28 protein-coding genes and 1 riboswitch are annotated in these 21,901 nt (G+C 72.6%); of the genes, 14 read left to right on the plus strand and 14 right to left on the minus strand.

Annotation, left to right across the window (positions count from 1 at the left end):
- Position 1 precedes the first annotated feature (1 nt).
- Positions 2-919, minus strand: a complete 918-nt coding sequence (locus AB6L24_RS14345; protein WP_405655539.1) for an ABC transporter ATP-binding protein — start codon at positions 917-919, stop codon at positions 2-4.
- Positions 920-1,095: 176 nt separating this feature from the next.
- On the opposite strand from AB6L24_RS14345, the gene AB6L24_RS14350 reads away from it, so the two are divergent.
- From AB6L24_RS14350 to AB6L24_RS14360, 3 genes are all read left to right on the plus strand, one after another.
- Complete coding sequence (locus AB6L24_RS14350; protein ID WP_030358728.1) at positions 1,096-1,323, plus strand: toxin-antitoxin system HicB family antitoxin; 228 nt, start codon at positions 1,096-1,098, stop codon at positions 1,321-1,323.
- A 36-nt stretch (positions 1,324-1,359) separates the two neighbouring features.
- Complete coding sequence (locus AB6L24_RS14355) at positions 1,360-1,698, plus strand: hypothetical protein (protein ID WP_063750494.1); 339 nt, start codon at positions 1,360-1,362, stop codon at positions 1,696-1,698.
- Positions 1,699-1,826: 128 nt separating this feature from the next.
- A complete protein-coding gene (locus tag AB6L24_RS14360) occupies positions 1,827-2,189 on the plus strand; it encodes a VOC family protein (protein WP_405655542.1) in 363 nt (120 codons plus the stop codon).
- Positions 2,190-2,197: 8 nt separating this feature from the next.
- Here the strand turns inward: AB6L24_RS14360 and AB6L24_RS14365 are convergent, their stop codons facing one another.
- From AB6L24_RS14365 to bioB, 4 genes are all read right to left on the minus strand, one after another.
- On the minus strand, positions 2,198-2,878 hold the full coding sequence (locus AB6L24_RS14365) for a class I SAM-dependent methyltransferase (RefSeq protein WP_405655544.1): 681 nt from the start codon (positions 2,876-2,878) through the stop codon (positions 2,198-2,200).
- Positions 2,879-3,148: 270 nt separating this feature from the next.
- Positions 3,149-3,862, minus strand: coding sequence for a dethiobiotin synthase (gene bioD, locus AB6L24_RS14370; protein WP_405655545.1), 714 nt, complete (start codon positions 3,860-3,862; stop codon positions 3,149-3,151).
- Positions 3,859-5,178 carry an adenosylmethionine--8-amino-7-oxononanoate transaminase gene (locus AB6L24_RS14375; protein WP_405655547.1) on the minus strand — a complete coding sequence of 440 codons (1,320 nt, stop codon included), beginning with the start codon at positions 5,176-5,178 and terminating at the stop codon, positions 3,859-3,861. Before AB6L24_RS14375 ends, bioD begins: the two co-directional genes overlap by 4 nt.
- Positions 5,171-6,358, minus strand: coding sequence for a biotin synthase BioB (gene bioB / locus AB6L24_RS14380; RefSeq protein ID WP_405655549.1), 1,188 nt, complete (start codon positions 6,356-6,358; stop codon positions 5,171-5,173). The genes AB6L24_RS14375 and bioB overlap by 8 nt, the downstream gene beginning before the upstream one ends.
- A 197-nt stretch (positions 6,359-6,555) precedes the next feature.
- Here bioB and AB6L24_RS14385 point away from each other — a divergent pair, with 197 nt between their 5' ends.
- Positions 6,556-7,692, plus strand: a complete 1,137-nt coding sequence (locus AB6L24_RS14385) for an 8-amino-7-oxononanoate synthase (protein WP_405655551.1) — start codon at positions 6,556-6,558, stop codon at positions 7,690-7,692.
- Between the two features lie 57 nt (positions 7,693-7,749).
- Here the strand turns inward: AB6L24_RS14385 and AB6L24_RS14390 are convergent, their stop codons facing one another.
- Positions 7,750-7,974, minus strand: a complete 225-nt coding sequence (locus AB6L24_RS14390; RefSeq protein ID WP_405655552.1) for a DUF397 domain-containing protein — start codon at positions 7,972-7,974, stop codon at positions 7,750-7,752.
- A 9-nt stretch (positions 7,975-7,983) separates the two neighbouring features.
- Positions 7,984-8,844, minus strand: coding sequence for a helix-turn-helix domain-containing protein (locus AB6L24_RS14395; protein WP_405655554.1), 861 nt, complete (start codon positions 8,842-8,844; stop codon positions 7,984-7,986).
- A 262-nt stretch (positions 8,845-9,106) separates the two neighbouring features.
- Between AB6L24_RS14395 and AB6L24_RS14400 the strand changes: the two genes are divergently transcribed.
- On the plus strand, positions 9,107-9,538 hold the full coding sequence (locus AB6L24_RS14400; protein ID WP_030358738.1) for an ATP-binding protein: 432 nt from the start codon (positions 9,107-9,109) through the stop codon (positions 9,536-9,538).
- A 10-nt stretch (positions 9,539-9,548) separates the two neighbouring features.
- On the opposite strand, the gene AB6L24_RS14405 is transcribed toward AB6L24_RS14400, so the two are convergent.
- Positions 9,549-10,460, minus strand: a complete 912-nt coding sequence (locus AB6L24_RS14405; RefSeq protein WP_405655556.1) for a LysR family transcriptional regulator — start codon at positions 10,458-10,460, stop codon at positions 9,549-9,551.
- A gap of 179 nt (positions 10,461-10,639) precedes the next feature.
- Here AB6L24_RS14405 and AB6L24_RS14410 point away from each other — a divergent pair, with 179 nt between their 5' ends.
- Positions 10,640-11,302 (plus strand): LysE family translocator, encoded by a 663-nt coding sequence (locus tag AB6L24_RS14410; protein ID WP_405655557.1) that lies wholly within the window; start codon positions 10,640-10,642, stop codon positions 11,300-11,302.
- Positions 11,303-11,325: 23 nt separating this feature from the next.
- On the opposite strand, the gene AB6L24_RS14415 is transcribed toward AB6L24_RS14410, so the two are convergent.
- From AB6L24_RS14415 to AB6L24_RS14430, 4 genes are all read right to left on the minus strand, one after another.
- The gene (locus AB6L24_RS14415) at positions 11,326-11,865 is read right to left on the minus strand and encodes a DUF6328 family protein (RefSeq protein ID WP_405655559.1); all 540 of its coding nucleotides are present in this window, start codon (positions 11,863-11,865) and stop codon (positions 11,326-11,328) included.
- A gap of 103 nt (positions 11,866-11,968) precedes the next feature.
- On the minus strand, positions 11,969-12,442 hold the full coding sequence (locus tag AB6L24_RS14420) for a C40 family peptidase (RefSeq protein ID WP_289953873.1): 474 nt from the start codon (positions 12,440-12,442) through the stop codon (positions 11,969-11,971).
- Positions 12,443-12,444: 2 nt separating this feature from the next.
- Positions 12,445-12,610: riboswitch (cyclic di-AMP (ydaO/yuaA leader) on the minus strand.
- 665 nt (positions 12,611-13,275) lie between these two features.
- Positions 13,276-13,605: a hypothetical protein gene (locus AB6L24_RS14425; RefSeq protein WP_405655561.1), complete on the minus strand. Its 330-nt coding sequence runs from the start codon at positions 13,603-13,605 to the stop codon at positions 13,276-13,278.
- Positions 13,606-13,612: 7 nt separating this feature from the next.
- Entirely contained in the window at positions 13,613-14,242 is a 630-nt protein-coding gene (locus AB6L24_RS14430; protein ID WP_405655563.1) for an ATP-dependent Clp protease proteolytic subunit, read from the minus strand.
- 120 nt (positions 14,243-14,362) lie between these two features.
- Between AB6L24_RS14430 and AB6L24_RS14435 the strand changes: the two genes are divergently transcribed.
- Complete coding sequence (locus AB6L24_RS14435) at positions 14,363-14,665, plus strand: type II toxin-antitoxin system Phd/YefM family antitoxin (protein ID WP_405655565.1); 303 nt, start codon at positions 14,363-14,365, stop codon at positions 14,663-14,665.
- Positions 14,666-14,771: 106 nt separating this feature from the next.
- Here the strand turns inward: AB6L24_RS14435 and AB6L24_RS14440 are convergent, their stop codons facing one another.
- On the minus strand, positions 14,772-15,782 hold the full coding sequence (locus AB6L24_RS14440) for an ABC transporter permease (protein ID WP_405655567.1): 1,011 nt from the start codon (positions 15,780-15,782) through the stop codon (positions 14,772-14,774).
- Between the two features lie 188 nt (positions 15,783-15,970).
- On the opposite strand from AB6L24_RS14440, the gene AB6L24_RS14445 reads away from it, so the two are divergent.
- From AB6L24_RS14445 to AB6L24_RS14475, 7 genes are all read left to right on the plus strand, one after another.
- A complete protein-coding gene (locus AB6L24_RS14445; protein WP_405655569.1) occupies positions 15,971-16,591 on the plus strand; it encodes a TetR/AcrR family transcriptional regulator in 621 nt (206 codons plus the stop codon).
- Positions 16,592-16,788: 197 nt separating this feature from the next.
- Positions 16,789-17,091 (plus strand): urease subunit gamma, encoded by a 303-nt coding sequence (locus tag AB6L24_RS14450; RefSeq protein ID WP_087883138.1) that lies wholly within the window; start codon positions 16,789-16,791, stop codon positions 17,089-17,091.
- A 16-nt stretch (positions 17,092-17,107) separates the two neighbouring features.
- Complete coding sequence (locus tag AB6L24_RS14455) at positions 17,108-17,476, plus strand: urease subunit beta (RefSeq protein WP_405655571.1); 369 nt, start codon at positions 17,108-17,110, stop codon at positions 17,474-17,476.
- On the plus strand, positions 17,469-19,190 hold the full coding sequence (locus tag AB6L24_RS14460; RefSeq protein ID WP_030358750.1) for an urease subunit alpha: 1,722 nt from the start codon (positions 17,469-17,471) through the stop codon (positions 19,188-19,190). The genes AB6L24_RS14455 and AB6L24_RS14460 overlap by 8 nt, the downstream gene beginning before the upstream one ends.
- Positions 19,191-19,204: 14 nt before the next feature.
- Complete coding sequence (locus AB6L24_RS14465) at positions 19,205-19,879, plus strand: urease accessory protein UreF (RefSeq protein ID WP_405655574.1); 675 nt, start codon at positions 19,205-19,207, stop codon at positions 19,877-19,879.
- Positions 19,880-20,023: 144 nt separating this feature from the next.
- Complete coding sequence (ureG, locus tag AB6L24_RS14470) at positions 20,024-20,713, plus strand: urease accessory protein UreG (protein WP_405655575.1); 690 nt, start codon at positions 20,024-20,026, stop codon at positions 20,711-20,713.
- Positions 20,710-21,525: an urease accessory protein UreD gene (locus AB6L24_RS14475; RefSeq protein WP_405655577.1), complete on the plus strand. Its 816-nt coding sequence runs from the start codon at positions 20,710-20,712 to the stop codon at positions 21,523-21,525. Before ureG ends, AB6L24_RS14475 begins: the two co-directional genes overlap by 4 nt.
- Positions 21,526-21,593: 68 nt before the next feature.
- On the opposite strand, the gene AB6L24_RS14480 is transcribed toward AB6L24_RS14475, so the two are convergent.
- Positions 21,594-21,800 (minus strand): hypothetical protein, encoded by a 207-nt coding sequence (locus AB6L24_RS14480; RefSeq protein ID WP_380858493.1) that lies wholly within the window; start codon positions 21,798-21,800, stop codon positions 21,594-21,596.
- Between the last annotated feature and the right edge of the window lie 101 nt (positions 21,801-21,901).

Genomic DNA, 21,901 nt, shown 5'->3' on the forward strand with positions numbered 1-21,901 from the left:
CTCAGTCCTTGGGGGACGGGTCGTCGCGGGTGGGTTTCGCGAGGGGGTCGGCGGGCGCGTCGCCGGCGGGTTCGGCCGGGGGCGCGGCGGGGCCGGGTGGTCCGGTGATGTCCGTCGTCCCGTCGGCCGTGTCGGCGCCCGCGCCGTGCAGGACGTCGAACCGCTTCATCCGCTCCAGGACGCCCTCCGCCGTGGGCCGGGCCATCTCGTCCACGATCCGGCCGTCCGCGAGGAAGAGCACCAGGTCGGAGTGGGCGGCGGCGCCCGGGTCGTGGGTCACCATCACCACCGTCTGGCCCAGCGAGTCCACCGCCTCGCGCAGGAACCCGAGGACTTCGAGCCCGGCCCGCGAGTCGAGGTTGCCGGTCGGTTCGTCGGCGAAGATCAGCTCGGGGCGGGAGGCCAGCGCACGCGCGCACGCCACGCGCTGCTGTTGCCCGCCGGAGAGCTGCGCGGGCCGGTGCCGGAGGCGGTCGCGCAGGCCGAGCGTGTCGATGACGTGTTCCAGCCACTCGGCGTCGGGGCGCTGCCCCGCGATGTCCATGGGCAGGGTGATGTTCTCGCGCGCGTTCAGCGTCGGGATGAGGTTGAACGACTGGAACATGAAGCCGATCCGGTCCCGCCTGAGCCGGGTCAGCTCCCGCTCCTTGAGTCCGGTGATCTCGGTGTCGCCGAGCCACACCTGGCCCGCCGAGACCGAGTCGAGCCCGGCGAGGGTGTGCATCAGCGTGGACTTGCCGGAACCGGAAGGACCCATCACGGCGGTGAAGCGCTGCCGCGCGATGTCCACGTCGACCGCGTCCAGGGCGAGCACGGCCGTCTCGCCCGAGCCGTACGCCTTCGTGAGCCCGCGCGCGCGGGCCGCGGATCCGGAGGGCTCGGCGCGCTCCGTGTGCGGTGTCGAAGCAGGTGTGGACAAGGCCGCCTCCCGGGTCGTGGCCGTCCCAACTCGCGTATGCCAGCGAAGAGTAAAGGGTCGGAGCGGCTGGCTGGTATCCCTCGCAGGTCGATGAGTGAGGAGCGTGTAAGGGGCACCTGACCCTCCGGGCCCGGTACCTCTTGCCGGTGCTAGCGGATCGGCGCTAGCTTGTGGACATGGCGAAGACTCAGCTGAACGTGCGGGTGGACGAGGACACCGCCCGGGCCGCGCGCGAACGCGCCATGGCCCGCGGCGTGAGCGTGAATCGCTACATCGAAGAGCTGGTCAAACAGGACGCGGGCGAGCTCGGCCACACGTTCGTGGAGGCCGCCGCCGACTTCATGAAGCAGTACGAGACCGTCTTCGCCGAGGAGTTCGGCGCGGAGCGCGAGGGTCGTCGCTGACCCTTGAACCTCAGAATCGACCTCGCCTGGCTCCTGATGGTCGCCGAGCACAAGACGCCGGGTGATCCACAAGTGACCGACTGGGGCGCCCTGGTGGCCGCCGTCGCCCGTCACCACGCGGAGATCTTCGGCGTTCCCGTCTACGAAGGTCCGCACGACCGCGCCGCCGCCCTCCTCCAGCTCCTGCTGCACCTGCCCGCCCTCGAACGCTCCAACGCGCTCTTCGCCTCCTCGGTCGCCTACGCCTACCTCGTCGCCAGCGGCGTGAAGGTCGTGACCTCGCCCGAGCAGGTGCGGGATCTGGCCCGCCTCATCAAGGAGGACGGGGCGAGCGTGCACGACATAGCGCGTGAGCTGCGGCAGTGGAGCCTGTGATCCGGTGCGGTCGGCCGGTGAGGTGACGCGGGCGCGGTGCGACATCGCGCGGCGCGCGGCCGATGAGTTGTGGCCCGTCCGCCGGTCAGCATGAGGCAACCGGTCGCGACCACCAGGAGGACCCCGCCATGCCCGCCACCATCCAGCCGATGCTGATCACCCCCGACCTGGACCGCCTCGTCGCCTTCTACACGGGTCTCCTCGGCGCCGAGGAGACCGAACGCGTGCCGGACGAGGGCCCCGTCTTCTTCCTGAACCTGCGGGTCAAGGAGTCCGACCTCGGCATCGTCGCCGACAAGAACGTCGAGCGGGGCACCCCGCAGCGCTCGCTCCTGAGCGTGACCGTGGACGACGTCGACGAACTCCTCACGCGCGTCGAAGCCCTCGGCGGCACGGTGCGCGGCCCCGCCAACGACATGCCGTGGGGGCAGCGCGTCGCCCACATCCAGGACCCCGACGGCAACGCGGTGAACCTCGCACAGCCGATCTGACCGGCGCTTCAGCCCGCCGCCCCGTCCTCCGCGGGGCGGCGCGCCGAACCCAGGACGCAGTACGACGTGGGGAACTTCGGGCCGCGCTCGGGCACCACGATCGCGCGGTACGACCCCACCTCGAACCCCGCCGCACGCAGCGCGCCCACCGTGTCCCTGCTGACGTGGCAGCCGCCGAACAGCCGCGGCCACACCGTGCGGTCGAGGACACGCTGCGCCGTCGCCATCGCGCCGCCCGGCGCCCGGCCGTGCTCGAAGAACCTCAGCTCACCGCCAGGACGCAGCACCCGGCGCAGCTCCCCGAGCGCCCTCGGCACGTCCCGCACGCTGCACAGCACCAGCGACGCCACCGCGAAGTCGAACGCCTCGCTCTTCACCGGCAGGGCCTCCGCGGCGCCCGGCACCACGTCCACGGGGACGTCCGCGCGCAGCGCCGCCGACACGGCCAGGCGGCGCAGGACGCTCTCCGGCTCGATCGCGACCACCTCGGCGACGCTGCTCGGGTAGTGCGCGAAGTTCAGGCCGTTGCCCGCGCCCACCTCGATGACGCGGCCCTCGACGCCCCGCAGGAGTTCCTTGCGGTGCGGGGCGATGGCCGGTTCCGCGGAGACGCTGAGGCGGGCGTAGAAGCGGGCGAAGAGGGGGTGGTGGACCGCGTCGCGCGGGGCGGGGCGGGCGGAGGGCGGCATGGTGCCTCCAAGGGTGGGTGGGGGTTTCTTCCCCAAACCCGCCCCTTCCCGAAACTGGGGCTCTCGCCCCAGGCCCCGGGGGTCGGGGCTGCCCTCGGCTGCGCCGGGGTGGGCGTCGATCGCGCTTCGCGCTCGTCCTCAATCGCCGGACGGGCTGAAATGGTCCGGCCCGGCTGTCATGTGCGGGATCGGGCCGTCCCCCCGGGGACACCCCCGCTCCACGGGGACACCCCTGATTCACCGGGGCGAGAACCCGATCCCGCACCTGGCTCACACCCCTGACAAGGCCCCCGGCCCGGCCCAGCTCCCGCCGAGCCCCGGTCCCAGCCAGCCCCCGGCCGCCGCCCGGAACTCCGGAGCCGGCAGGGAACCCGCCCCCTCGGGGATCGCGCCGAGCAAGGGCGCCCCCGCCGCGTCGGCCAGTTCGGCCAGGTTGCAGCGGGACGCGAGGTCGGGGGTGGTGGGCCAGCTGCCGATGACGATGCCCTCGGGGGTGAGGCCGCGGGCGTGCAGGGCCTCGGTGGTGAGCGTGGACATGTTGAGGGTGCCCAGGCCCGCGGTGGCCACGATCAGGACGGGGGCGGCGAGGAGCCGGGCCGCGTCCGCGAGGGTCGTGCCCGCCTCGTCGAAGCGGACGAGCAGCCCCCCGGCCCCCTCGATCAGGACCAGGTCGTGCGACACCGCCAGCTTCTCCGCGGCCTCGGCCACCTCGGCGGGCGACACCGTCGGAAGGCCCGCACGGCGCGCGGCCGTCGAGGGCGCGAGGGGCTCGGGGAAGCGCGCCAGCTCCACCGGGGTCACCCGGTCGCCCGCGAGCCGCAGCACCTCGTCGACATCGCCCGGGTCCCCGGGGCCGACGCCGGTCTGCGCCGGCTTGAGGACGGCGACGCTGCGCCCGGCCGCGAGGGCCACCGCGGCGACGGCCGCCGTCGTCACGGTCTTGCCGATCTCCGTGCCCGTACCGGACACCACGAGCACGCTCACGCCGAGACCTCCCCGCTCGCCTGCGCCGCCGCGCACACCGCGCGGCCGATCTGCGCCACGTCCGCGTCGCCCGTGACGAACGGCGGCATCGTGTAGATGAGGTCGCGGAACGGCCGCACCCACACGCCCTCGCGCACCACGGCGCTCGTCGCCGCTTCCATGTCGACCTGATGGTCGAGCTGCACGACGCCGAGCGCGCCGAGGACGCGCACGTCACGGACGAAGGGCAGCTCGGCGGCCGGGGCGAGCGCCGCCCGCAGGCCGGTCTCGACGCGCTTGACGTCCGTCTGCCAGTCCTTGCCGAGCAGCAGGTCGATGGAGGCGTTGGCGACCGCCGCGGCGAGCGGATTGCCCATGAACGTCGGCCCGTGCGCGAGCACCGGCACCTCGCCCCGCGCGATGCCCGACGCGACCCGCGCCGTGCACAGCGTCGCCGCCATCGTCAGATAGCCGCCGGTCAGGGACTTGCCGAGGCACATCACATCCGGCGTGACGCCCGCGTGGTCCGCCGCGAACAGCGCGCCCGTGCGGCCGAAGCCCGTCGCGATCTCGTCGAAGACGAGCAGCACGTCGTGCGCGTCGCACGCCTCGCGCAGCGCGCGCAGATAACGGGGGGAGTGGAAGCGCATGCCGCCCGCGCCCTGCACCACCGGCTCGACGATGACACCCGCGAGCTCGTGGGCGTGCTGTCCGATCACGTCGTGCAGATGCTGGGCGTACGCCTCGTCGTAGGCGTCGAAGCCCGCCGGTGGCTGGTCCGCGAACACCTGCTGGGGGAGCACGCCCTGCCACAGGCTGTGCATGCCGCCGTCGGGGTCGCACACGGCCATGGGCTGCCAGGTGTCGCCGTGGTAGCCGCCGCGCCAGGTCAGCATCCGGCGCTTCTCGGGCCTGCCGAGGGAACGCCAGTGCTGGAGGCACATCTTGACGGCGACCTCGACGGACACCGAACCGGAGTCGGAGAGGAAGACGTGCTCCAGGCCGTCCGGCGTGAGGTCGACAAGTCGCTTCGCGAGCCGGACGGCGGGCTCGTGCGTGAGCCCGCCGAACATGACGTGGCTCATGCTGTCCAACTGCTCGCGCACCGCGTCGTTCAGGACGGGGTGGTTGTAGCCGTGGATGGCCGACCACCACGACGACATGCCGTCGACCAGCTCGCCGACGCCCGCGACGCGCAGCCGCACCCCGTGCGCGGACTCCACGACCAGCGGGTCCTGGCGGCCGGGCATCGGGCCGTAGGGGTGCCAGACGTGCGCCCGGTCGAGGTCGAGGATCTCCTTGACGTCCAGGCCGGACGCCGTGGACGCGTCAGGCATTGGGCGCCACGTCCGTTCCGGCGCCGCGGCGGCGTACCGCCACCAGGTCCGTGCGCGGGCCCGGCGCGGCGGGAGCCTCGGTGTTCGCGGCGGGCTTCGCGGTCCCGGCGGGAGCCTCGACTGCGGTGTCGGCGGCGGCGTCCTGGGAGCCGCAGACCGAGCCGCACCCACCGCCCCTGCGGTGCTCCGGCAGCGTCACCTGGTCCGTGGTCTCCACCTCGAACCCGGCGTCCGCGATCATCTCCAGGTCGGCCTTGCCCGCCTGGCCCTCACTGGTCAGGTAGTCGCCGAGGAAGATCGAGTTGGCGAGGTGCAGGGCGAGCGGCTGGAGCGTGCGCAGGTGCAGCTCGCGGCCGCCTGCGATGCGGACCTCGATGTCCGGGCAGACGAACCGGACCATGGCGAGGATGCGCAGGCAGCGCTGCGGCGTGAGGTTCCACTCCTTGGCGAGCGGGGTGCCCTCGAAGGGGATCAGGAAGTTCACCGGCACGGAGTCCGCGTCCAGATCGCGCAGCGCGAAGACGACGTCGACCAGGTCCTCGTCCGTCTCGCCCATGCCCGAGATCAGGCCCGAGCAGGCGGAGAGCCCGGCCGCGTGCGCCTTCTGCACGGTGTCGACACGGTCGGCGTAGGTGTGCGTCTTGGTGATGTCGCCGTACGTCGCCTCGGACGTGTTGAGGTTGTGGTTGTAGGCGTCCGCGCCGGCGCCGCGCAGGCGCTCGGCCTGGCCGTCGGAGAGCAGGCCGAGGCAGGCGCAGACCTCGACGCCCTCGTTCTGCTCCTTGATCGTCTTGATGGTGTCGGAGACCCGGTCGACGTCCCGGTCCGTGGGCCCGCGCCCGCTCGCCACCAGGCAGACCCGCTTGGCGCCCCCGGCGAGCCCGGCCGCCGCCGCCTTGGACGCCTCGTCCGGCTTCAGCCAGGTGTACTTGAGGATCCCGGTCTCCGCGCCGAGCCGCTGCGAGCAGTACGAGCAGTCCTCCGGGCACAGACCCGACTTGAGGTTGACCAGATAGTTGAGTTTCACCCGTCGGCCGAACCAGTGGCGCCGCACCTTTCCGGCCGCCGCCACCACGTCGAGCAGGTCCTCGTCGGAGGTCGCGAGCACAGCGAGCGCCTCGTCACGGCTCGGCAGTTCCCGCCGAAGCCCCTTGTCCACCAGCGTGTTGAGCAGATCCATGGCGCCGATCCTGACGCACGCCGGACTTTCTGACCATGGAGATTCCGTACAACAGAAGCATCGGGAGGTGTGGGTATTGCCACACCATGGCCCGGTGGTGCGGCCGCTAGGGTCTGTGCACTGTCTACAAACACCCCGGTCCGTACGTCCCGTCCGAGCACGGCACGTACGTCGACCCGTGATGCCCCGGAGGTCCCATGGCTGGCTCGCCGTTCGACTGGATCGACGAGCAGGCGCGGCTGCGTGCCCAGGCGGGCCTGGTGCGCACGCTGCGCCCGCGCCCGGCCGAATCCCATCTGCTCGACCTCGCCGGGAACGACTACCTGGGACTGACCCGCCACCCGGAGGTCACCGCCGCCGCGGCGGCCGCGGCCGGGCGCTGGGGCGCGGGCGCCACGGGCTCCCGCCTGGTGACCGGCACCACCGAACTGCACGCCGAACTGGAACGTGAGCTGGCCGACTTCTGTGGCTTCGAGGCGGCCCTCGTCCTGTCCTCCGGCTACGCGGCGAACCTGGCCGCCGTCACCGCGCTCGCCCCGCACGGCTCGCTGATCGTCTCCGACGCGGGCAACCACGCCTCCCTGATCGACGGCTGCCGCCTCGCCCGCGGCACGACCCAGGTGGTGCCGCACTCCGACCCGGCCGCTGTGCGCAAGGCGCTCGGCACGCACGAGGGACCCGCGGTCGTGGTGACCGACTCGGTGTTCTCCGTCGACGGGGACGCGACGCCGCTGTCCGAGCTCGCCGCCGTCTGCCGCGAGGCCGGGGCGGGCCTGCTCGTCGACGACGCGCACGGGCTCGGGGTGCTCGGGGACGGCGGCCGTGGCGCGCCGCACGCCGCCGGGCTCGCGGGGAGCGCCGACACCGTGGTCACGGTCACCCTGTCGAAGTCGCTCGGCAGCCAGGGCGGGGCCGTCCTCGGCCCGGCCAAGGTCATCGCGCACCTGGTCAACGCGGCCCGGACCCTCATCTTCGACACCGGGCTCGCCCCGGCCGCCGCGGGCTCGGCGCTCGCCGCCCTGCGCCTGCTGCGCCGCGAGCCGGAACGGGCGGCCCGCGCGCGGGCGGTGGCCGCGAAGCTGCACGAACTCCTGACCGAGGAAGGGCTTTCGGCGGTACGTCCCGACGCCGCCGTCGTCTCCGTGCGCGCGCCGTCGCCGGAAGCAGCGGTGCGCTGGGCGGCCGACTGCCGCCACGAGGGTCTGGCCGTCGGCTGTTTCCGCCCGCCGTCGGTTCCCGACGGCGTCTCACGGTTGCGGCTGACCGCACGTGCCGACCTGAGCGACGCACAGGTCGCCGAAGCCGTCGCCACGATCAGCCGCACCGCACCCTGACTCCTGAGATCTGGCACCTGAGACCTGGGTCCAGGGTCCGGCGCTCTCACCCGGGCTTCATCGAAGGGCGTCGACGAAGTCCTCCCAGGCGGCAGGGGAGAAGAGCACGGCTGGGCCCGCCGTGTCCTTCGAGTCGCGCACGGCGAACAGACCGGCGAGCGGTCCGGAGCCGAGCGGCGCTGTTTCCACGCAGTTGTTCATTCCATTGCTGCGGCTGCTGCGCCGCCACCGCGCGTCCCTGAGAGACGTGCTGGAGGGAACGGACCGAGGCAGTGCAGTCATGGTGCCTCCTTACGCGCCGTCACCTAACCCGGCGATGAAATCCATTGAATCCTGAACGGAAAGCGCCTGTCCCTGAAGAGAGTTGAAGGCGTCGGTGTACGCCTGAAGGTCTTCTTTCCGTTCGAGGTAGAGGCTACTCGTCAAGTGGTCGAGAACAACCACATCCAGATCAGAAATGTTCGGAAAGGAGAGAATAACGAAAGGTCCGATGAGGCCGATGTGCTCGCCGGAGACGAACGGCAGCACCTGGATTCGCACTTGAGGAAGGCGCGCCGCCTCGAGAAGCCGCCGCAACTGCCCGGCGAGGACCTCGGGACCGCCGATCTGACGCCGGAGCACCGCCTCGTCGAGGATCACGCTCAGTCGCAGCGGCGGCTCGCTGCGCAGCACGTCCTGGCGCGCCAGACGCACCTGCACCAGGGCCCTCACCTGTTCCTCGGGCAGCCCGCCGAGCGCGGCACGTGTCACCGCGCGGGCGTAGTCCGGCGTCTGCAGCAGACCGGGGACCACAGTGGTCTCCAGGGTGCGCACCCGGCAGGCCTGTGATTCCAGACTGATGAAGTCGCGGTACGCCGGAGGCAGCAGACCGCGGTAGGCGTGCCACCAGTGCGGCCGCCCGTTCTCGTCCTCCCCGCCCGCGAGCACGACCAGGAGCTCGCGCAACTGCGGATCGTCGACCTCGTACGCCTCGAGGAGCAGCCGCACGTCCGAGGCGCGCACCCCGGAGCGCCCGGTCTCGATGCGGCTCACCTTCGACTGGTGCCAGCCGACCCGGGCCGCCGCCTCACCGCTGGTGAGTCCGGCCTGCCCGCGCAGCGCGCGCAACTCCGCGCCGAGCTTGCGGCGCCGCACCGCGGGACCGTACTGCATGTCCGTCTCCTTCCGGACGTCCGCGCCAACCGTACGGGACAGCGGGAGACTGTAGAGGAAGCGCCAGTGTTGCGCCCAAATACGGTCTGCCGTCGCAGAGTTCACCGCTTCGAGCGACAGATATATGCACATCTCGGTGGATCGCCGCGCGTCACCGGCCCAGGAGTGGCACTCTGGCGCGAAGCACCAGTTCCGGGACTGTCCTCGAGTTCTTCCGCCACGAGTCGGAGTCCGGTCCCGGTGGGAAAGGGACAGTGTCGCCATGGCAGACCTCCAGGAAGTATCAGTCACTCTGCCGAGCGATCCTGTCTCGGTCGCAGCCGCCCGCAGGTATGTGGCGGACACGTTGTCGGAGTGGGGCCTGCCGGCCGACGCCGACGTCGCCGACACGGTGCGGCTCATCGTCTCCGAACTCGCCACGAACGCCGTCCAGCACACCCTCGGCCAGTCCCCGACCTTCACCGTGGACGTGCAGCTCGACCGGGACGAGCGGCTGCGCATCGGCGTCACCGACAGCCACCCGCGCTTCCCCCGGCGCCTGCCCGCCGCCGTCCAGCAGGACAACGGCCGCGGCATGGTCATCATCCGCTGGCTCACCGCCGAGTGCGGCGGCAGACTCTCGATCTGTCCGACGGCGGAGGGCGGCAAGACGGTCTGGATCACCCTGCCGTGGTCGGTGCCGGTCCAGAGTTGACGTCTCGCGGTCAGGTGGCCGAGCGGCCGAACGTCCCCCGCAGCAGGGCCCGGAACGTGTCCGCGGCCGGGCTCGACTCGTCCGTGCGATGGCAGACCCAGATGGTGCGCCGCAGCTCCCCCGGCTCCAACGGCCGGAAGCCGACCGGGGTCGCCGCCGTGCGGGCCACCATCTCCGGGACCACCGCGGCGCCGAGACCCGCGCTGACCATCGCGCACACCAGGGCGTAGTCCGGCGTCTCCACGAGCACCGCGGGCGCCGCCCCCGCCCGCGCGAGCGCCGCCTCCACCCCATGGCGCGCCGGATGCGCCGGCGCCATGCTGATCAGGGGCTGACCGGCGAGCTCCCCGAGCGGAAGCCGCCCGGTGCCCGCCGTCAGCGCGTGCCCCGGCGCCGTCACGAGCACCAACTCCTCGACGAGGACCGGCTCCAGGGTGACCGACGCGGGCGGCGCGGGCAGCTCCGCGGGTTCGTACGTGTGCGTCAGGGCCACATCGGCGTCCCCCGCCGCCACCGCGGCCACACCCAGGGGTGGTTCGTGGCCGGTGACCGTCAGCTCGACGTCCGGATGCGCCCTGCGGAACGCGGTGAGCGCGGGCGGCAGCAGATGGATGCCCGCCGTCGTGAACGTGGCGACCCGCAGCCGCCCGCCCCCGAGGCCCACGAGCTGCGCCAGCTCGTGCCGGGCCAGCTCCATCTCGTCCAGGACCCGGCGGGCGCGCGCCAGGAGCAGCTCGCCCGCGCCGGTGAGCCGGGCACCCCGGTGGTGCCGCACCAGCAGGGCCGCGCCCGCCTCCCGCTCCAGCTTGGCGAGCTGCTGGGAGAGCGCGGGCACCGTATAGCCGAGCCGTTCGGCGGCGCGGGTGATGGAACCGGCTTCGGAGACCGCCACGAGCGCCGCGAGCCGCGTCGGGTCGTACATGACGTGCCTCTTCCTGTGGCTGTGGACCGCGGTCCTGCGGCGGTACGCGAACGCCCCGGCCCCGGCCTTCCGGGACCGCCGCCGGATCTTACGGGGAGCCCAGCATAAACAGATGCTTAAGGAAGACGCAGAAGATCTCACATACCTGCTGAAGGCTGACTCACGGCACAGTGGCCGTCATGGACGCTCAACTGGTCGCCTTCACCGGCGTCGCCGCAGGCATGGTCGCCATGCCCGGCGCCGACTTCACCGTCGTCGTACGCAACGCGCTCGCCTCCCGCCGCGCCGGAGTCCTGTGTGCGCTCGGCATCGCGGCGGGACTCCTGGTGCACACGGCGCTCGCCGTCGCGGGCGTCGCGGCCGTGCTCGCGGCGGTGCCCGCGCTGTTCCGCGCGCTGCAGGTGGTGGGTGGCGGTTATGTGCTGTACCTGGGGGTGCGGGCGCTGCGATCGGCGGTGCGGCCGCCCGGGGTGGAGGCGGTGGGGGCGGTGGGGGAGCGGCCCGAGGGGGTGACGGCCGTGCAGGACCCCGGCGGCGGGCGTGGCGGCGGCCTGCGCGAGGGCTTCCTCACCAACGCCCTCAACCCCAAGGCGTCCCTGACGTTCCTGAGCGTGCTGCCTCAGTTCGTGCCCGAGGGGAGCCCCGCGATGCCCCGCACGCTGCTGCTCGCCACGATCGTCGTGGCCTTCGCGCTGCTGTGGTTCCCGGCCGTCGCGCTGCTCGTGGACCGGCTCGGCCGCTGGCTGCGCCGACCGGTCGTGGCCCGGGCGATCGAGGGCGGCACCGGCGTGGTGCTCTCGGCGCTGGGTGTGGTGCTGCTCGCGGAACCGCTGGTCGCGTAGCCCGACCTGTCGACGCAGCCCGATCAGACGGGCCCGCGCTCGTCCCCCTGCCGTCGCGCGATCCCCCACGGCAGCAGCCCCCACAGGCCACCGCACACCAGCAGCGTGGCCCCGGCGGCGCAGAAGGCGCCGGTCCGGCTCGCCGCCACGTCCACGACGAGAAGCACCGACCCGGTGAGCGCCAGGACGAGGACGGCGAGTCCGGCTCCGGCGAGCCGGGACGACACCGTGACGACGAGCGGCTTCGCGCCACGCGCGAACAGTCCCCGGTGCAGGGCGGCGGGAGCGGTGAACAGCGCGGCCGCGAGGACGGCGAGCAGCAGCGTGGTCACGTATGTGGCGCGCTGGAGGGCGTCGAGCGACGGGAAGCGGGGGGTGAAGGCGAGGGTGAGCAGGAACGCGAAGAGGAGCTGCACGCCGGTCTGAGTGACCCTCAGCTCCTGGAGGAGCTCGAGGAAGTTGCGGTCGGCGCGTTCCAGCGGGGTCTCGTCGCGGCCTCGGCTGTGGTCGTGCGCGGCGGTGCCCGATGACCGGGGGCCGCCGTCGGGATCGTTCTCGGACATGCACTACGAGTATCCCGGTGCGACGCGAACCACTCCTCGCGTCGGCCGGATCACGCCCGGACGGCGGTGCCTGCCCGAAGGCACCGCCCTCCCGGCACCCGGGTCAGCGGACCCGGCCGTACCAGACGCTGTTGCTCCAGATCTTCTCCAGGCGCACCACGGTGCCCCGCTTCGGCGCGTGCCAGATCTTGTTCTTGCCGGCGTAGATGCCGACGTGGTAGACGTTCCGGCCGGAGTGGAAGAACACCAGGTCGCCGCGGGTGCGGTTGGCCTTGGAGACATGCCGGGTCTTGTTGTACTGCTGCGCGGCGGTTCGCGGCAGCTTCTTGCCCACGCGCTTGTACGAGTAGAGCGTGAGGCCCGAGCAGTCGAACCGGTGCGGTCCCACGGCCCCGTAGCCGTAGGGAGAGCCCTTCTTGGAAGCCGCGATCTTGAGCGCCTTCGTCCCGTGTGTGGCTGCCTCGGCCTCGGAGACGAGTCCGGGGGCCACGATGGTGCCGCCCACGGCGGCGAGCGTGAGTGCCGATGCGGTACCGGCCCTCGTCAGCAGCGACGGAACACGATTCAGCGCAGTCATGCGCAACCCTTCGTCAGCCGCCTGTGAAGGATGACCTGTCGGGTTCGGGCAGGCGAAGATGCCCGGTCGTACAACGACTTCACCCCAAGGGCCGGCCGGTCTCCCGGACAGCCCGCCTTGCTGGGTCCTCCACTCCTGCCGATGCACAGATGTCGACCGGTCATCCGGGTGGCGGCAGGACTCGGCGTCCGCCCGGACCGCCCCGCCGCTTGTGGCGGGGGCTTGTCGTCGGAAGGGATCTTCACCCGAGAGTGGCGAAAAAACCGAGCCGAATCGGCCGTATGTGAGGCTCCTCACGACTGACCTGTTCGGGTGGACAGAGCCCGAAAGGGGCCTGGGTCACAGTCGGAGACGATTGCCCGAACAGCGCCGGAAGGTCCGGTTCCGGCTGCCGCGTAAGGGAGTTGTGCAACTCAAGGGGCACGCGCGTGCGAGTGTTTCCTACGCTGAAAGAGCTACCACCTCTGGTCGTACCCCGGGTAAGGACCGGAAGCCGCGCGACCCCCGTCCGTGCCGTCCGCACCCCCAACGGGCGGACGGCGCGGACGCGCTGCGGCCGGGGCGCTCCGAAGGCCGGCCGGTGAGACGGCGCACCTCGGGTGTGGGGTCGCGAGAGAGGCGGGGCGGCTCGGGGCGGGGCTCCGGCGGATCGGCCGAAGCTGCGCCGAAGAGCCCCGTCAACTCCTAGCAGAAACGCTTGGCCGACTCGCCGTTTATAGGTGTGCTCACCCCACTTGTGGTCGTGTTGCTCCGCCTTCCCGCCTTCCCGCCTTCCCGCCTTCCCGCCTTCCCGCCTTCCCGTCGTCCCGTCGCCCCGCCCCCGGACGGATCGGTCACCCGCCCGTCGGCGGCGCCCCTTCGCCGACACCAGGCGGCGGTACGGCCACGCGCGCGGCACGCCGCTCGCCGTCCAGCGTGCGCAACGCCCGGGCCAGCGTCGCCGAGTGGACCTCCGCCTCGCCCCGCTGGTGCATCAGGTTCAGGGCGTCCCGCAGCTCCGTCGCCCTGACCACGAGGGCTTGTGCGGCGCGCAGGCCGCCGTACGTGTGCTCCGCGCGCGCCGGATTGATGCGGCCGACGAGGTCCACCACCGCGAGGTAGGCGTCGATCAGCTCGCCCTCGGCGCGGGTCAGGGCAGGCAGCGGCGGCAGTTCGGGCAGCACCCGGGCCTCACCCGGCGGTCGTGGTCGTGGCCCTGCGGTGTGGCACGACCCGGTCCACCAGGCCGAACTCCACGGCGGCCGCGGCGTCCAGGACGGTGTCGCGCTCGACGGCCGCCGCGATCCGCTCGGCGTCCTGCCCCGTGTGGCGCCCGAGCATCTCCTCCAGGAGCGCGCGGGTGCGCCGCAGTTCCTCGGCCTGGATCACGAGGTCGGTCGGCTGGCCCCGCAACGCCTCGGCGAGCGCGGGCTGCTGGAGCAGCACCCGGGCGCCGGGCAGGATCGACCGCTTCCCCGGCGTGCCCGCGGCGAGCAGCACCGCGGCGGCGGACGCGGCCTGGCCGAGGCAGACGGTCTCCACGTCACAGGTCGTGAACCGCAGGGTGTCGTAGATCGCCGTGGCCGCGCTGAACGAGCCGCCGGGCGAGTTGATGTACAGCGAGATGTCCCGGTCGGGCGCGAGGTACTCCAGGTGCAGCAGCTGCGCCATGACGTCGTTCGCGGAGACGTCGTCGACGGGCGTGCCGAGGAAGACGATGCGCTCCTCCAGGAGCTTGGAGTACGGATCGAGCGTGCGCAGGCCCGAGCTGGTGCGCTCGGTGAACTCCGGCAGGACGTGGCGGGCGAACGGCTCCTGCATGGGCGTGCCTCCCCATCTGTACGGCATGCGTGCGGACGCACGGGCATGCGTGCGGGCACCGTCGCTGGCGACGGTCTCTGTAAAAAATGTACAGGACGTACATGACGTTATGATGGGGCCATGGCCTACGAGATTCCGGTGACGCAAGCCCGCGCAGAGCTCGCCGACCTGATCAACCGCGTTGTCTACGGCAACGAACGCGTGGTCGTCACGCGTCACGGCAAGCCGCTCGTGGCCCTTGTCTCCGCCGATGACCTGCGCCGACTCGACGAGCTCGAGGAGGCAGAGGTGATCGGCGCCGCCGCCGAGGAGACGGTGATCTCCTCCGTGTCCTCGCTCGGTTCGTCGTCCACGTCAGGCGCGGGCGGCGAGCACCGGCGCTTCGGCATCGCGGCGGAGCACCGCGGGCCGAACGTGACCTAGTCCGGAGGGAGTGACACCGGAAGGTGTGACGCCGGAAGACATGACAAAGGCCGTGTGCCCCCGTCCGCTACGGCGGGGGCACACGGCTGTCCGGTGGGGCGCGGCGTCAGCCGACCGGGGCGGGCTCACGCACCCGGGATGACGCCGTCACCGGGGGAGCGTTCCGGCCGCGCCGGGCCCCGGCGAGGACGGCCCCGAGGCCGACGACCGCCCAGAGGGCGAGGGTGACCGCGGGGCCCGTGGCCGCCGCCCCGTCGAAGAACGCGGTCGAGCGCAGGAGCGAGCCGCCCGCGCCCGGCGGCAGCAACTGGCCGATCAGACCGGCCGGTTCGGGCAGCAGCTGCGGCGCCGACGTCACCCCCGAGAAGGGGTTGCCGAGCAGCACCATCAACAGCGCGCCCACGCCGATGCCCGCGGGGCCGAGCAGCGCCGCCAGACCGGCCACGGCCGCGGCGACGGCGAGCGCCGAGAGGCCGAGCACCCCGGCCTCCGCCCACCAGTTGCCCGTCAGGATGCCGAGCCAGCTGTGGGCGAGCGCGGCGGCGACGAGGCCGACGAGCGCCGCGGCGAGGACCAGCGTGCCCACGGCGCGCAGCCCGCGCAGGCCCCGCAGCGTCACCAGCGAGCCGGCCGCGACGCCCGCGATGGCCAGCGGCAGCACGCTCGACCCCAGGGCGGCCCCGCGTGGGTCGGCGGCCGGGGCGGGCACCACGTCGACCGTCGTGACCCGCGCGCCGTCCGGGGCGCCCGCCGTCACCGCCTGCTGGAGGAGTTGGGCGACGACCGGGCTCGCCGCCGAGGCCGTCAGGAGCTTGGGGCCCTGGCCGGTGGCGACGACCGCGCCGTACACGGTCCGGTCCTCGACGGCGGCGCGGGCCGCCGACTCGTCCGCGTACCGATGGATCTCGAACGCGCCCTCCCGCTCCTGAAGTTGCTTCTGCAGCGGCGCGGTGGCGTGGGCGGGGCCCGCCACGCCGAGCGGCAGGTCGCGCGGGGCGTTCCTGGCGGCGGGCCAGGCGAAGGCCCACAGGGCAAGGGCCACGACGAAGGGAACCAGCAGGGCGACCGTCAGCATGCGGCGGGCCTGCGGGGGCGCGGCAGGGGACGGCGTGGGCATGGGGTTCTCCAGAGCAAAGAGGTGAGAGGGAAGGGGGAACGGGGGGTGGCGGGGGCGTCCGGGGTTCGTGAGGCCGCCTGCCTGGGAGGCACCCTCTAAAAAGAAGGATCGTTCGTTTTTGGCGTGCTCCCACTGTGAGACGGGTCGTGTCGGTTGTCAAGAAGGAATGTTCGTTTTACTTTGAGGTCATGGCTCGCGTATCCCAGGAACACCTCGACGCCCGTCGCCGCCAGATCCTCGACGGCGCCGCGCTCTGCTTCGCCCGCAACGGCTTCCACGCCACGTCGATGCAGGACGTGCTCAAGGAGGTGGGCCTGTCGGCGGGTGCCGTCTATCGCTACTTCAGCGGCAAGGACGAGCTGATCCGCGCCATCGTCTCCGAGGTGCTGTCGGAGATCCGGGACATCTTCGAGTCCGCGGCCCGCCAGACCCCGCCCCCGCCGCCGGACGTCCTCGTCGGCCGCGCGCTCGGCCAGGTGCTCGACCTCAAGCCGGGCCTCGTCGAGCACGACCGGCCGTACTTCCCGCGGCTCCTCGTGCAGGTCTGGACGGAGACGCTGCGCGACGAGGAGCTGCGCGCCCTCATCCAGGACGGGTACGACGCGGTGCGGGCGGCCTGGATTCGGATCGTCGAGGGCTATCAGGCCGCGGGCATGATGCGCGCCGACGTGCCGGCGGACCGCGTGGCGCGGACGATGATCGCCATGGCGCAGGGATTCGCGGCCCAGGTCGCCCTGTTCGACGGGGTGCCGGTGGACGCGCTGGCCGACGGCGTGCGTGGCCTGATGAGTATGGGTGAGCCCAGCTGACGGTCATGGCTGGGTCAAGGGCTGGTTAACCTCGCTGAAACTCCGTCCAACTAGCCTGCCGTGCCACGCCACCTGGGGATCGCGTACGCCAAGGTGTACCTCGGCGCACCATTCGCTGTGCGCTACATCTTTCCCGTCGCGGTGGCCGCGGCAGCCGGGCCCCGCATGGTTCGGAGCAAGGACGATGAGGTGGGGACGTGCGACTGACACCGCACGAGCAGGAGAGACTGCTCATCCATGTGGCTGCCGACGTGGCCGAGAAGCGCCGGGCGCGCGGCCTCAGGCTCAACCATCCCGAGGCGATCGCGCTCATCACGTCGCACATCCTCGAAGGCGCCCGCGACGGCCGCAGCGTCGCCGATCTGATGACGTCGGGACGCACGGTGTTGACGCGCGACGACGTCATGGAGGGCATCCCCGAGATGATCCACGACGTCCAGGTCGAGGCGACGTTCCCGGACGGAACGAAGCTCGTCACCGTCCACGACCCGATCGTCTGACGGGGGTACGGGACGTATGCAATCCGCAGACAGCACGGGCGCGGGTATCGGCGCGGACCTCGACGGCCCCGGCCTCGTCCCCGGCGAGATCCTCTTCGCGGACGGACCCGTCGCCTTCAACGAGGGCCGCCCCACCACCCGCCTCACCGTCCTCAACGCCGCCGACCGCCCCGTACAGGTCGGCTCCCACTACCACTTCGCCGAGGCCAACCCCGGCCTGGAGTTCGACCGTTCCGCCGCGCGCGGCCTGCGCCTGAACATCGCCGCGGGCACCGCCGTGCGCTTCGAGCCGGGCATTCCCGTCGACGTGACGCTGGTCCCCCTCGCGGGCGCCCGCGTCGTGCCCGGGCTGCGCGGCGAGACCGGAGGTGCTCTCGATGCCTGAGCTGTCCCGCGCCGCGTACGCCGACCTGTTCGGCCCGACGACCGGCGACCGGATCCGGCTCGCCGACACCGGGCTGCTCGTGGAGATCGAGGAGGACCGCTCCGGCGGCCCCGGACGCTCCGGCGACGAGGCCGTGTTCGGCGGCGGGAAGGTCATCCGCGAGTCCATGGGCCAGTCCCGTACGACCCGCGCCGAAGGAGCCCCCGACACCGTCGTCACCGGCGCCGTCATCATCGACCACTGGGGGGTGGTCAAGGCCGACGTGGGCATCCGCGACGGCCGGATCACCGGCATCGGCAAGGCCGGGAACCCGGACACGATGGACGGCGTGCACCCCGATCTCGTCATCGGACCCGAGACCGAGATCCTGTCCGGCAACGGCAAGATCCTCACCGCGGGCGGCATCGACACGCACATCCACTTCATCTCGCCCACCATCGTCGACGAGGCCCTCGCCTCCGGCGTCACCACGCTCATCGGCGGCGGCACCGGACCCGCCGAGGGCAGCAAGGCCACCACCATCACCCCCGGCGCCTGGCACCTGGCCCGGATGTTCGCCGCCCTGGAGAACGCCCCGGTCAACATCGGCTTCCTGGGCAAGGGCAACACCACATCGGCCGAGTCGATGCACGCCCAACTCCGCGCGGGCGCCGTCAGCTTCAAGATCCACGAGGACTGGGGCGCGACTCCGGCGGTGATCGACGCCTGTCTGAACGTGTGCGAGGACACGGGCGCCCAGCTCGCCGTCCACACCGACACGCTCAACGAGGCGGGCTTCGTGGACGCCACCTTCGCGGCCGTCGCCGGACGCACGCTGCACGCCTTCCATGTGGAGGGCGCGGGCGGCGGTCACGCCCCCGACATGATCACGGCGGTCTCGCTGCCCAACATGCTGCCGAGCTCCACCAACCCGACGCGGCCGCACACCGTCAACACCGTCGAGGAGCACCTCGACATGCTGATGGTCTGTCACCACCTCAACCCGGCCGTGCCGGAGGACCTGGCCTTCGCCGAGTCCCGCATCCGCCCGACCACCATCGGCGCGGAGGACATCCTCCACGACCTCGGCGCCATCTCCATCATGTCCTCCGACTCCCAGGCGATGGGCCGCGTCGGCGAGGTGATCCTCCGCACCTGGCAGACGGCGCACGTGATGAAGAAGCGGCGCGGATGGCTCCCCGGCGACACCCGGGCCGACAACCACCGGGCCCGGCGGTACGTCGCCAAGTACACGATCAACGCGGCGATCGCGCAGGGCATCGAGGGTGAGGTGGGCTCGGTGGAGAGCGGCAAGCTGGCCGACCTGGTCCTGTGGGAGCCGGCGTTCTTCGGCGTCAAGCCCGAAGTGGTCCTGAAGGGCGGTCAGATCGCGTACGCGCAGATGGGCGACGCCAACGCCTCCATCCCGACCCCGCAGCCGGTCCTGCCACGCCCCATGTTCGGCGGCCGCGGCAGGGCGCCCGCCCGCAACTCCCTCACCTTCGTCACGCGGTCCGCCCTGGACGACGGCCTGCCCGAACGCCTCGCCCTGGAGCGGCAGTTCGTGCCGATCGCCTCCACCCGGGGCCGGACGAAGGCCGACATGCGCGAGAACGATGCCCTGCCGCGGGTCGAGGTCGCCCCCGACAGCTTCGCCGTACGCATCGACGGCGAACTCGTCGAACCCGCACCCGCCGCCGAACTGCCGCTCGCCCAGCGGTACTTCCTCTTCTGAGCCGGTGACAGGACATGTCGCGAGCCGCACTCATGGTCCTGGCCGACGGCCGCTTCCCCGCCGGGGGCCACGCGCACTCCGGCGGGGCCGAGGCGGCCGTGAAGGCCGGACGGATCACCGGGGCGAGATCCCTGGAGGACTTCTGCCGGGGCCGCCTGCACACCACCGGCGCGGTGTCGGCCGCGCTCGCCGCCGCGGCCGCCCTGGGCGTCGACATCCATGACCTGGACGCGGCGGCCGACGCGCGCACCCCGTCCGCCGCGCTGCGGACCACCGCCCGCAGACTCGGCCGCCAACTGCTGCGTGCCGCCCGCATCGCCTGGCCCGCCCCCGAACTGGACGCCCTCGCCCGCGCCTTCCCCAAGGGCGCCCACCAGCCGGTCGTCCTCGGCGTGACCGCGCGGGCGGCCGGCCTCGACGGAGCGGACGCGGCGTACTGCTCGGCGTACGAGAGCGTCAGCGGGCCCGCCACCGCGGTGGTCAGGCTCCTGAGCCTCGACCCGTTCGACGCCACGGCCGTGCTGGCCCGGCTCGCGCCGGAGCTGGACGCGGTGGCGGGGTCGGCGGCGGGGGCCGCTCGGCGGGCGGTGGGGGAGGGGACGGACGTACTGCCTGCGGCGTCGGCGCCGTTGCTGGAGGTGGGGGCGGAGGGGCATGCGGGGTGGGGGGTGCGGTTGTTCGCGTCGTAGGGGCCCGCGCCCCTGGTCACGGGAAGGGGCGGGACCGGGGAAGCCTCCGCGCAGCGCCCCACCCTCCTCCACCCCCACACCCCACTCGCCCACCCACGTCCCCCATCCACCCACTCACCCGACGACCGACCACCGGAGCGCGACATGCACCTCGACCACACCCACGACGAGTCCAAGGCGATCAGCGCGGACGCGCACCGCCCCGACGGCACCCGCCGAGCCCTCCGCATCGGCCTCGGCGGCCCCGTCGGCTCAGGCAAGACGGCCACGGTCGCAGCCCTCTGCCGGACCCTCCGCGACGAACTCTCCCTGGCCGTCGTGACGAACGACATCTACACCCGGGAGGACGCGGAGTTCCTGCTCCGCGAGGCGGTCCTCCCCCCGGAACGCATCACGGCCGTGGAGACGGGAGCCTGCCCCCACACCGCGATCCGCGACGACATCTCCGCGAACCTGGAGGCGGTGGAGGACCTGGAGGACGAGGTGGGCCCGCTGGACCTGATCCTGGTGGAGTCGGGCGGCGACAACCTCACGGCGACCTTCTCGCGCGGCCTGGTGGACGCCCAGATCTTCGTCATCGACGTGGCGGGAGGCGACGACATCCCGCGCAAGGGCGGCCCCGGCGTGACGACGGCGGACCTCCTCGTGGTGAACAAGACGGACCTCGCCCCGTACGTGGGCTCGGACCTGGCCCGGATGGCGGCCGACGCGAAGGCGCAGCGCGCGGAACTGCCGGTGGTGTTCCAGTCGTTGCGCTCGGAGGAGCACGTGGGTGAGGTCGCGCGCTGGGTACGGGAGCAGCGCGCGAAGTGGACGGAAGCCCCGGCCGAGTGACCCACGCACCGCTCCTCCAGGACGACGCCGAGCAGAAGCCGTGGAGCCCCGCCGGGGTGAGGGCCCGCGCCCGCATCACCGCACGCGCGGACCCCCACGGCCGCACGGTCCTGCCCCTGCTCCACGGCGAGGCCCCCCTGGCCCTGCGCCGCACCCGCACCACGGGTCCCGAGGCCCACGTCACGCTGGTGGGGGCGATGAGCGGACCCCTGGGCGGCGACCGGCTCACCGTGGAGGCGGAGGTCGGGGCGGGCGCGCGCCTGCACGTCGGTTCGGCCGCGGCGACGATCGCCCTGCCGGGGCAGGACGGCGCACCGGCGCACTACGACGTGCGCCTCACGGTCGCCGCCGGGGCGGAACTGCGCTGGCTGCCGGAACAACTGATCTCGGTGAAGGACAGCGAACTGCACGTCACGACCCGCGCGGACGTCGCCGCGGGCGGCCGCCTGGTCCTGCGCGAGGAACAGGTACTGGGCCGCACGGCCGAGTCCCCGGGCCTCCTGTCCTCCCGACTCACCGTGCACCACGCCGGCCGCCCCCTCCTCGACCAGGAACTGTCCTGCGGCCCCGGAGCCCCGGGCGGCTGGGACGGCCCCGCGGTCCTGGCGGGCCACCGCGCCGTGGGCCAACTCATCGTCGTGGACCCGGACTTCACGCACCACCCGCCACCCCCGACACCCCTGGGCGATTCAGCGGCCGTCACCCCCCTGGCAGGCCCGGGCGCCCTGGTCACAGCGCTGGCTCCCGACGCCCTGCGCCTGCGCCGGATCCTCGACGAAGCGCTGACCCGCCTGGCGCGCCTGAACACCTGACCCACCTGCCCCCGCCAGACCCCTCAACCCTGACCCAGGACGTGCGCGACCTGCCCGCCGGACGGCCCTCAGCTCTGCGGGGCCTTGGCCGCGGCCGTCGCCACGGCGGCGCCGAGCACGATGAGGCCGATGCTGAGGTAGATCTCGTAGCCGTCGACGTACAGGTGCCGCATGAAACCCATGAGCGGAATCCACTTGTCGAATGCCTCGTGGACGATGCCCTGCAGGCCACCGACGATGAGCGTGAAGCTGATGAACCCAAGGATGCCTTTCATGCTCCCGAGCGTAGAAAGCGCAGGTCGGGACGGGTATTAGTCGTCGGTACATGGCAGGGCGCGGGGTGCGGTCCGAAAGTATCGACCTGCGGGGCGTGCGG

It is taken from the genome of Streptomyces sp. RK9, assembly GCF_045070545.1.
Classification (GTDB): Bacteria; Actinomycetota; Actinomycetes; order Streptomycetales; family Streptomycetaceae; genus Streptomyces; species Streptomyces alboflavus.

Excerpts from the sequence above, each read along its gene's own strand:
- AB6L24_RS14415 (WP_405655559.1), bottom strand. The coding sequence starts at position 11,865 with ATGTCCGAGAACGATCCCGACGGCGGCCCCCGGTCATCGGGCACCGCC.
- AB6L24_RS14390 (WP_405655552.1), bottom strand. The coding sequence starts at position 7,974 with ATGACTGCACTGCCTCGGTCCGTTCCCTCCAGCACGTCTCTCAGGGAC.
- AB6L24_RS14480 (WP_380858493.1), bottom strand. The coding sequence starts at position 21,800 with ATGAAAGGCATCCTTGGGTTCATCAGCTTCACGCTCATCGTCGGTGGC.
- AB6L24_RS14355 (WP_063750494.1), top strand. The coding sequence starts at position 1,360 with ATGGTCGCCGAGCACAAGACGCCGGGTGATCCACAAGTGACCGACTGG.
- AB6L24_RS14445 (WP_405655569.1), top strand. The coding sequence starts at position 15,971 with ATGGCTCGCGTATCCCAGGAACACCTCGACGCCCGTCGCCGCCAGATC.
- AB6L24_RS14385 (WP_405655551.1), top strand. The coding sequence starts at position 6,556 with ATGGCTGGCTCGCCGTTCGACTGGATCGACGAGCAGGCGCGGCTGCGT.
- AB6L24_RS14460 (WP_030358750.1), top strand. The coding sequence starts at position 17,469 with ATGCCTGAGCTGTCCCGCGCCGCGTACGCCGACCTGTTCGGCCCGACG.
- AB6L24_RS14430 (WP_405655563.1), bottom strand. The coding sequence starts at position 14,242 with ATGCAGGAGCCGTTCGCCCGCCACGTCCTGCCGGAGTTCACCGAGCGC.
- AB6L24_RS14400 (WP_030358738.1), top strand. The coding sequence starts at position 9,107 with ATGGCAGACCTCCAGGAAGTATCAGTCACTCTGCCGAGCGATCCTGTC.
- AB6L24_RS14440 (WP_405655567.1), bottom strand. The coding sequence starts at position 15,782 with ATGCCCACGCCGTCCCCTGCCGCGCCCCCGCAGGCCCGCCGCATGCTG.
- AB6L24_RS14375 (WP_405655547.1), bottom strand. The coding sequence starts at position 5,178 with ATGCCTGACGCGTCCACGGCGTCCGGCCTGGACGTCAAGGAGATCCTC.
- AB6L24_RS14465 (WP_405655574.1), top strand. The coding sequence starts at position 19,205 with ATGTCGCGAGCCGCACTCATGGTCCTGGCCGACGGCCGCTTCCCCGCC.
- bioB (WP_405655549.1), bottom strand. The coding sequence starts at position 6,358 with ATGGATCTGCTCAACACGCTGGTGGACAAGGGGCTTCGGCGGGAACTG.
- AB6L24_RS14420 (WP_289953873.1), bottom strand. The coding sequence starts at position 12,442 with ATGACTGCGCTGAATCGTGTTCCGTCGCTGCTGACGAGGGCCGGTACC.
- AB6L24_RS14395 (WP_405655554.1), bottom strand. The coding sequence starts at position 8,844 with ATGCAGTACGGTCCCGCGGTGCGGCGCCGCAAGCTCGGCGCGGAGTTG.
- ureG (WP_405655575.1), top strand. The coding sequence starts at position 20,024 with ATGCACCTCGACCACACCCACGACGAGTCCAAGGCGATCAGCGCGGAC.
- AB6L24_RS14455 (WP_405655571.1), top strand. The coding sequence starts at position 17,108 with ATGCAATCCGCAGACAGCACGGGCGCGGGTATCGGCGCGGACCTCGAC.
- AB6L24_RS14365 (WP_405655544.1), bottom strand. The coding sequence starts at position 2,878 with ATGCCGCCCTCCGCCCGCCCCGCCCCGCGCGACGCGGTCCACCACCCC.
- AB6L24_RS14360 (WP_405655542.1), top strand. The coding sequence starts at position 1,827 with ATGCCCGCCACCATCCAGCCGATGCTGATCACCCCCGACCTGGACCGC.
- AB6L24_RS14405 (WP_405655556.1), bottom strand. The coding sequence starts at position 10,460 with ATGTACGACCCGACGCGGCTCGCGGCGCTCGTGGCGGTCTCCGAAGCC.
- AB6L24_RS14410 (WP_405655557.1), top strand. The coding sequence starts at position 10,640 with ATGGACGCTCAACTGGTCGCCTTCACCGGCGTCGCCGCAGGCATGGTC.
- AB6L24_RS14435 (WP_405655565.1), top strand. The coding sequence starts at position 14,363 with ATGGCCTACGAGATTCCGGTGACGCAAGCCCGCGCAGAGCTCGCCGAC.
- AB6L24_RS14350 (WP_030358728.1), top strand. The coding sequence starts at position 1,096 with ATGGCGAAGACTCAGCTGAACGTGCGGGTGGACGAGGACACCGCCCGG.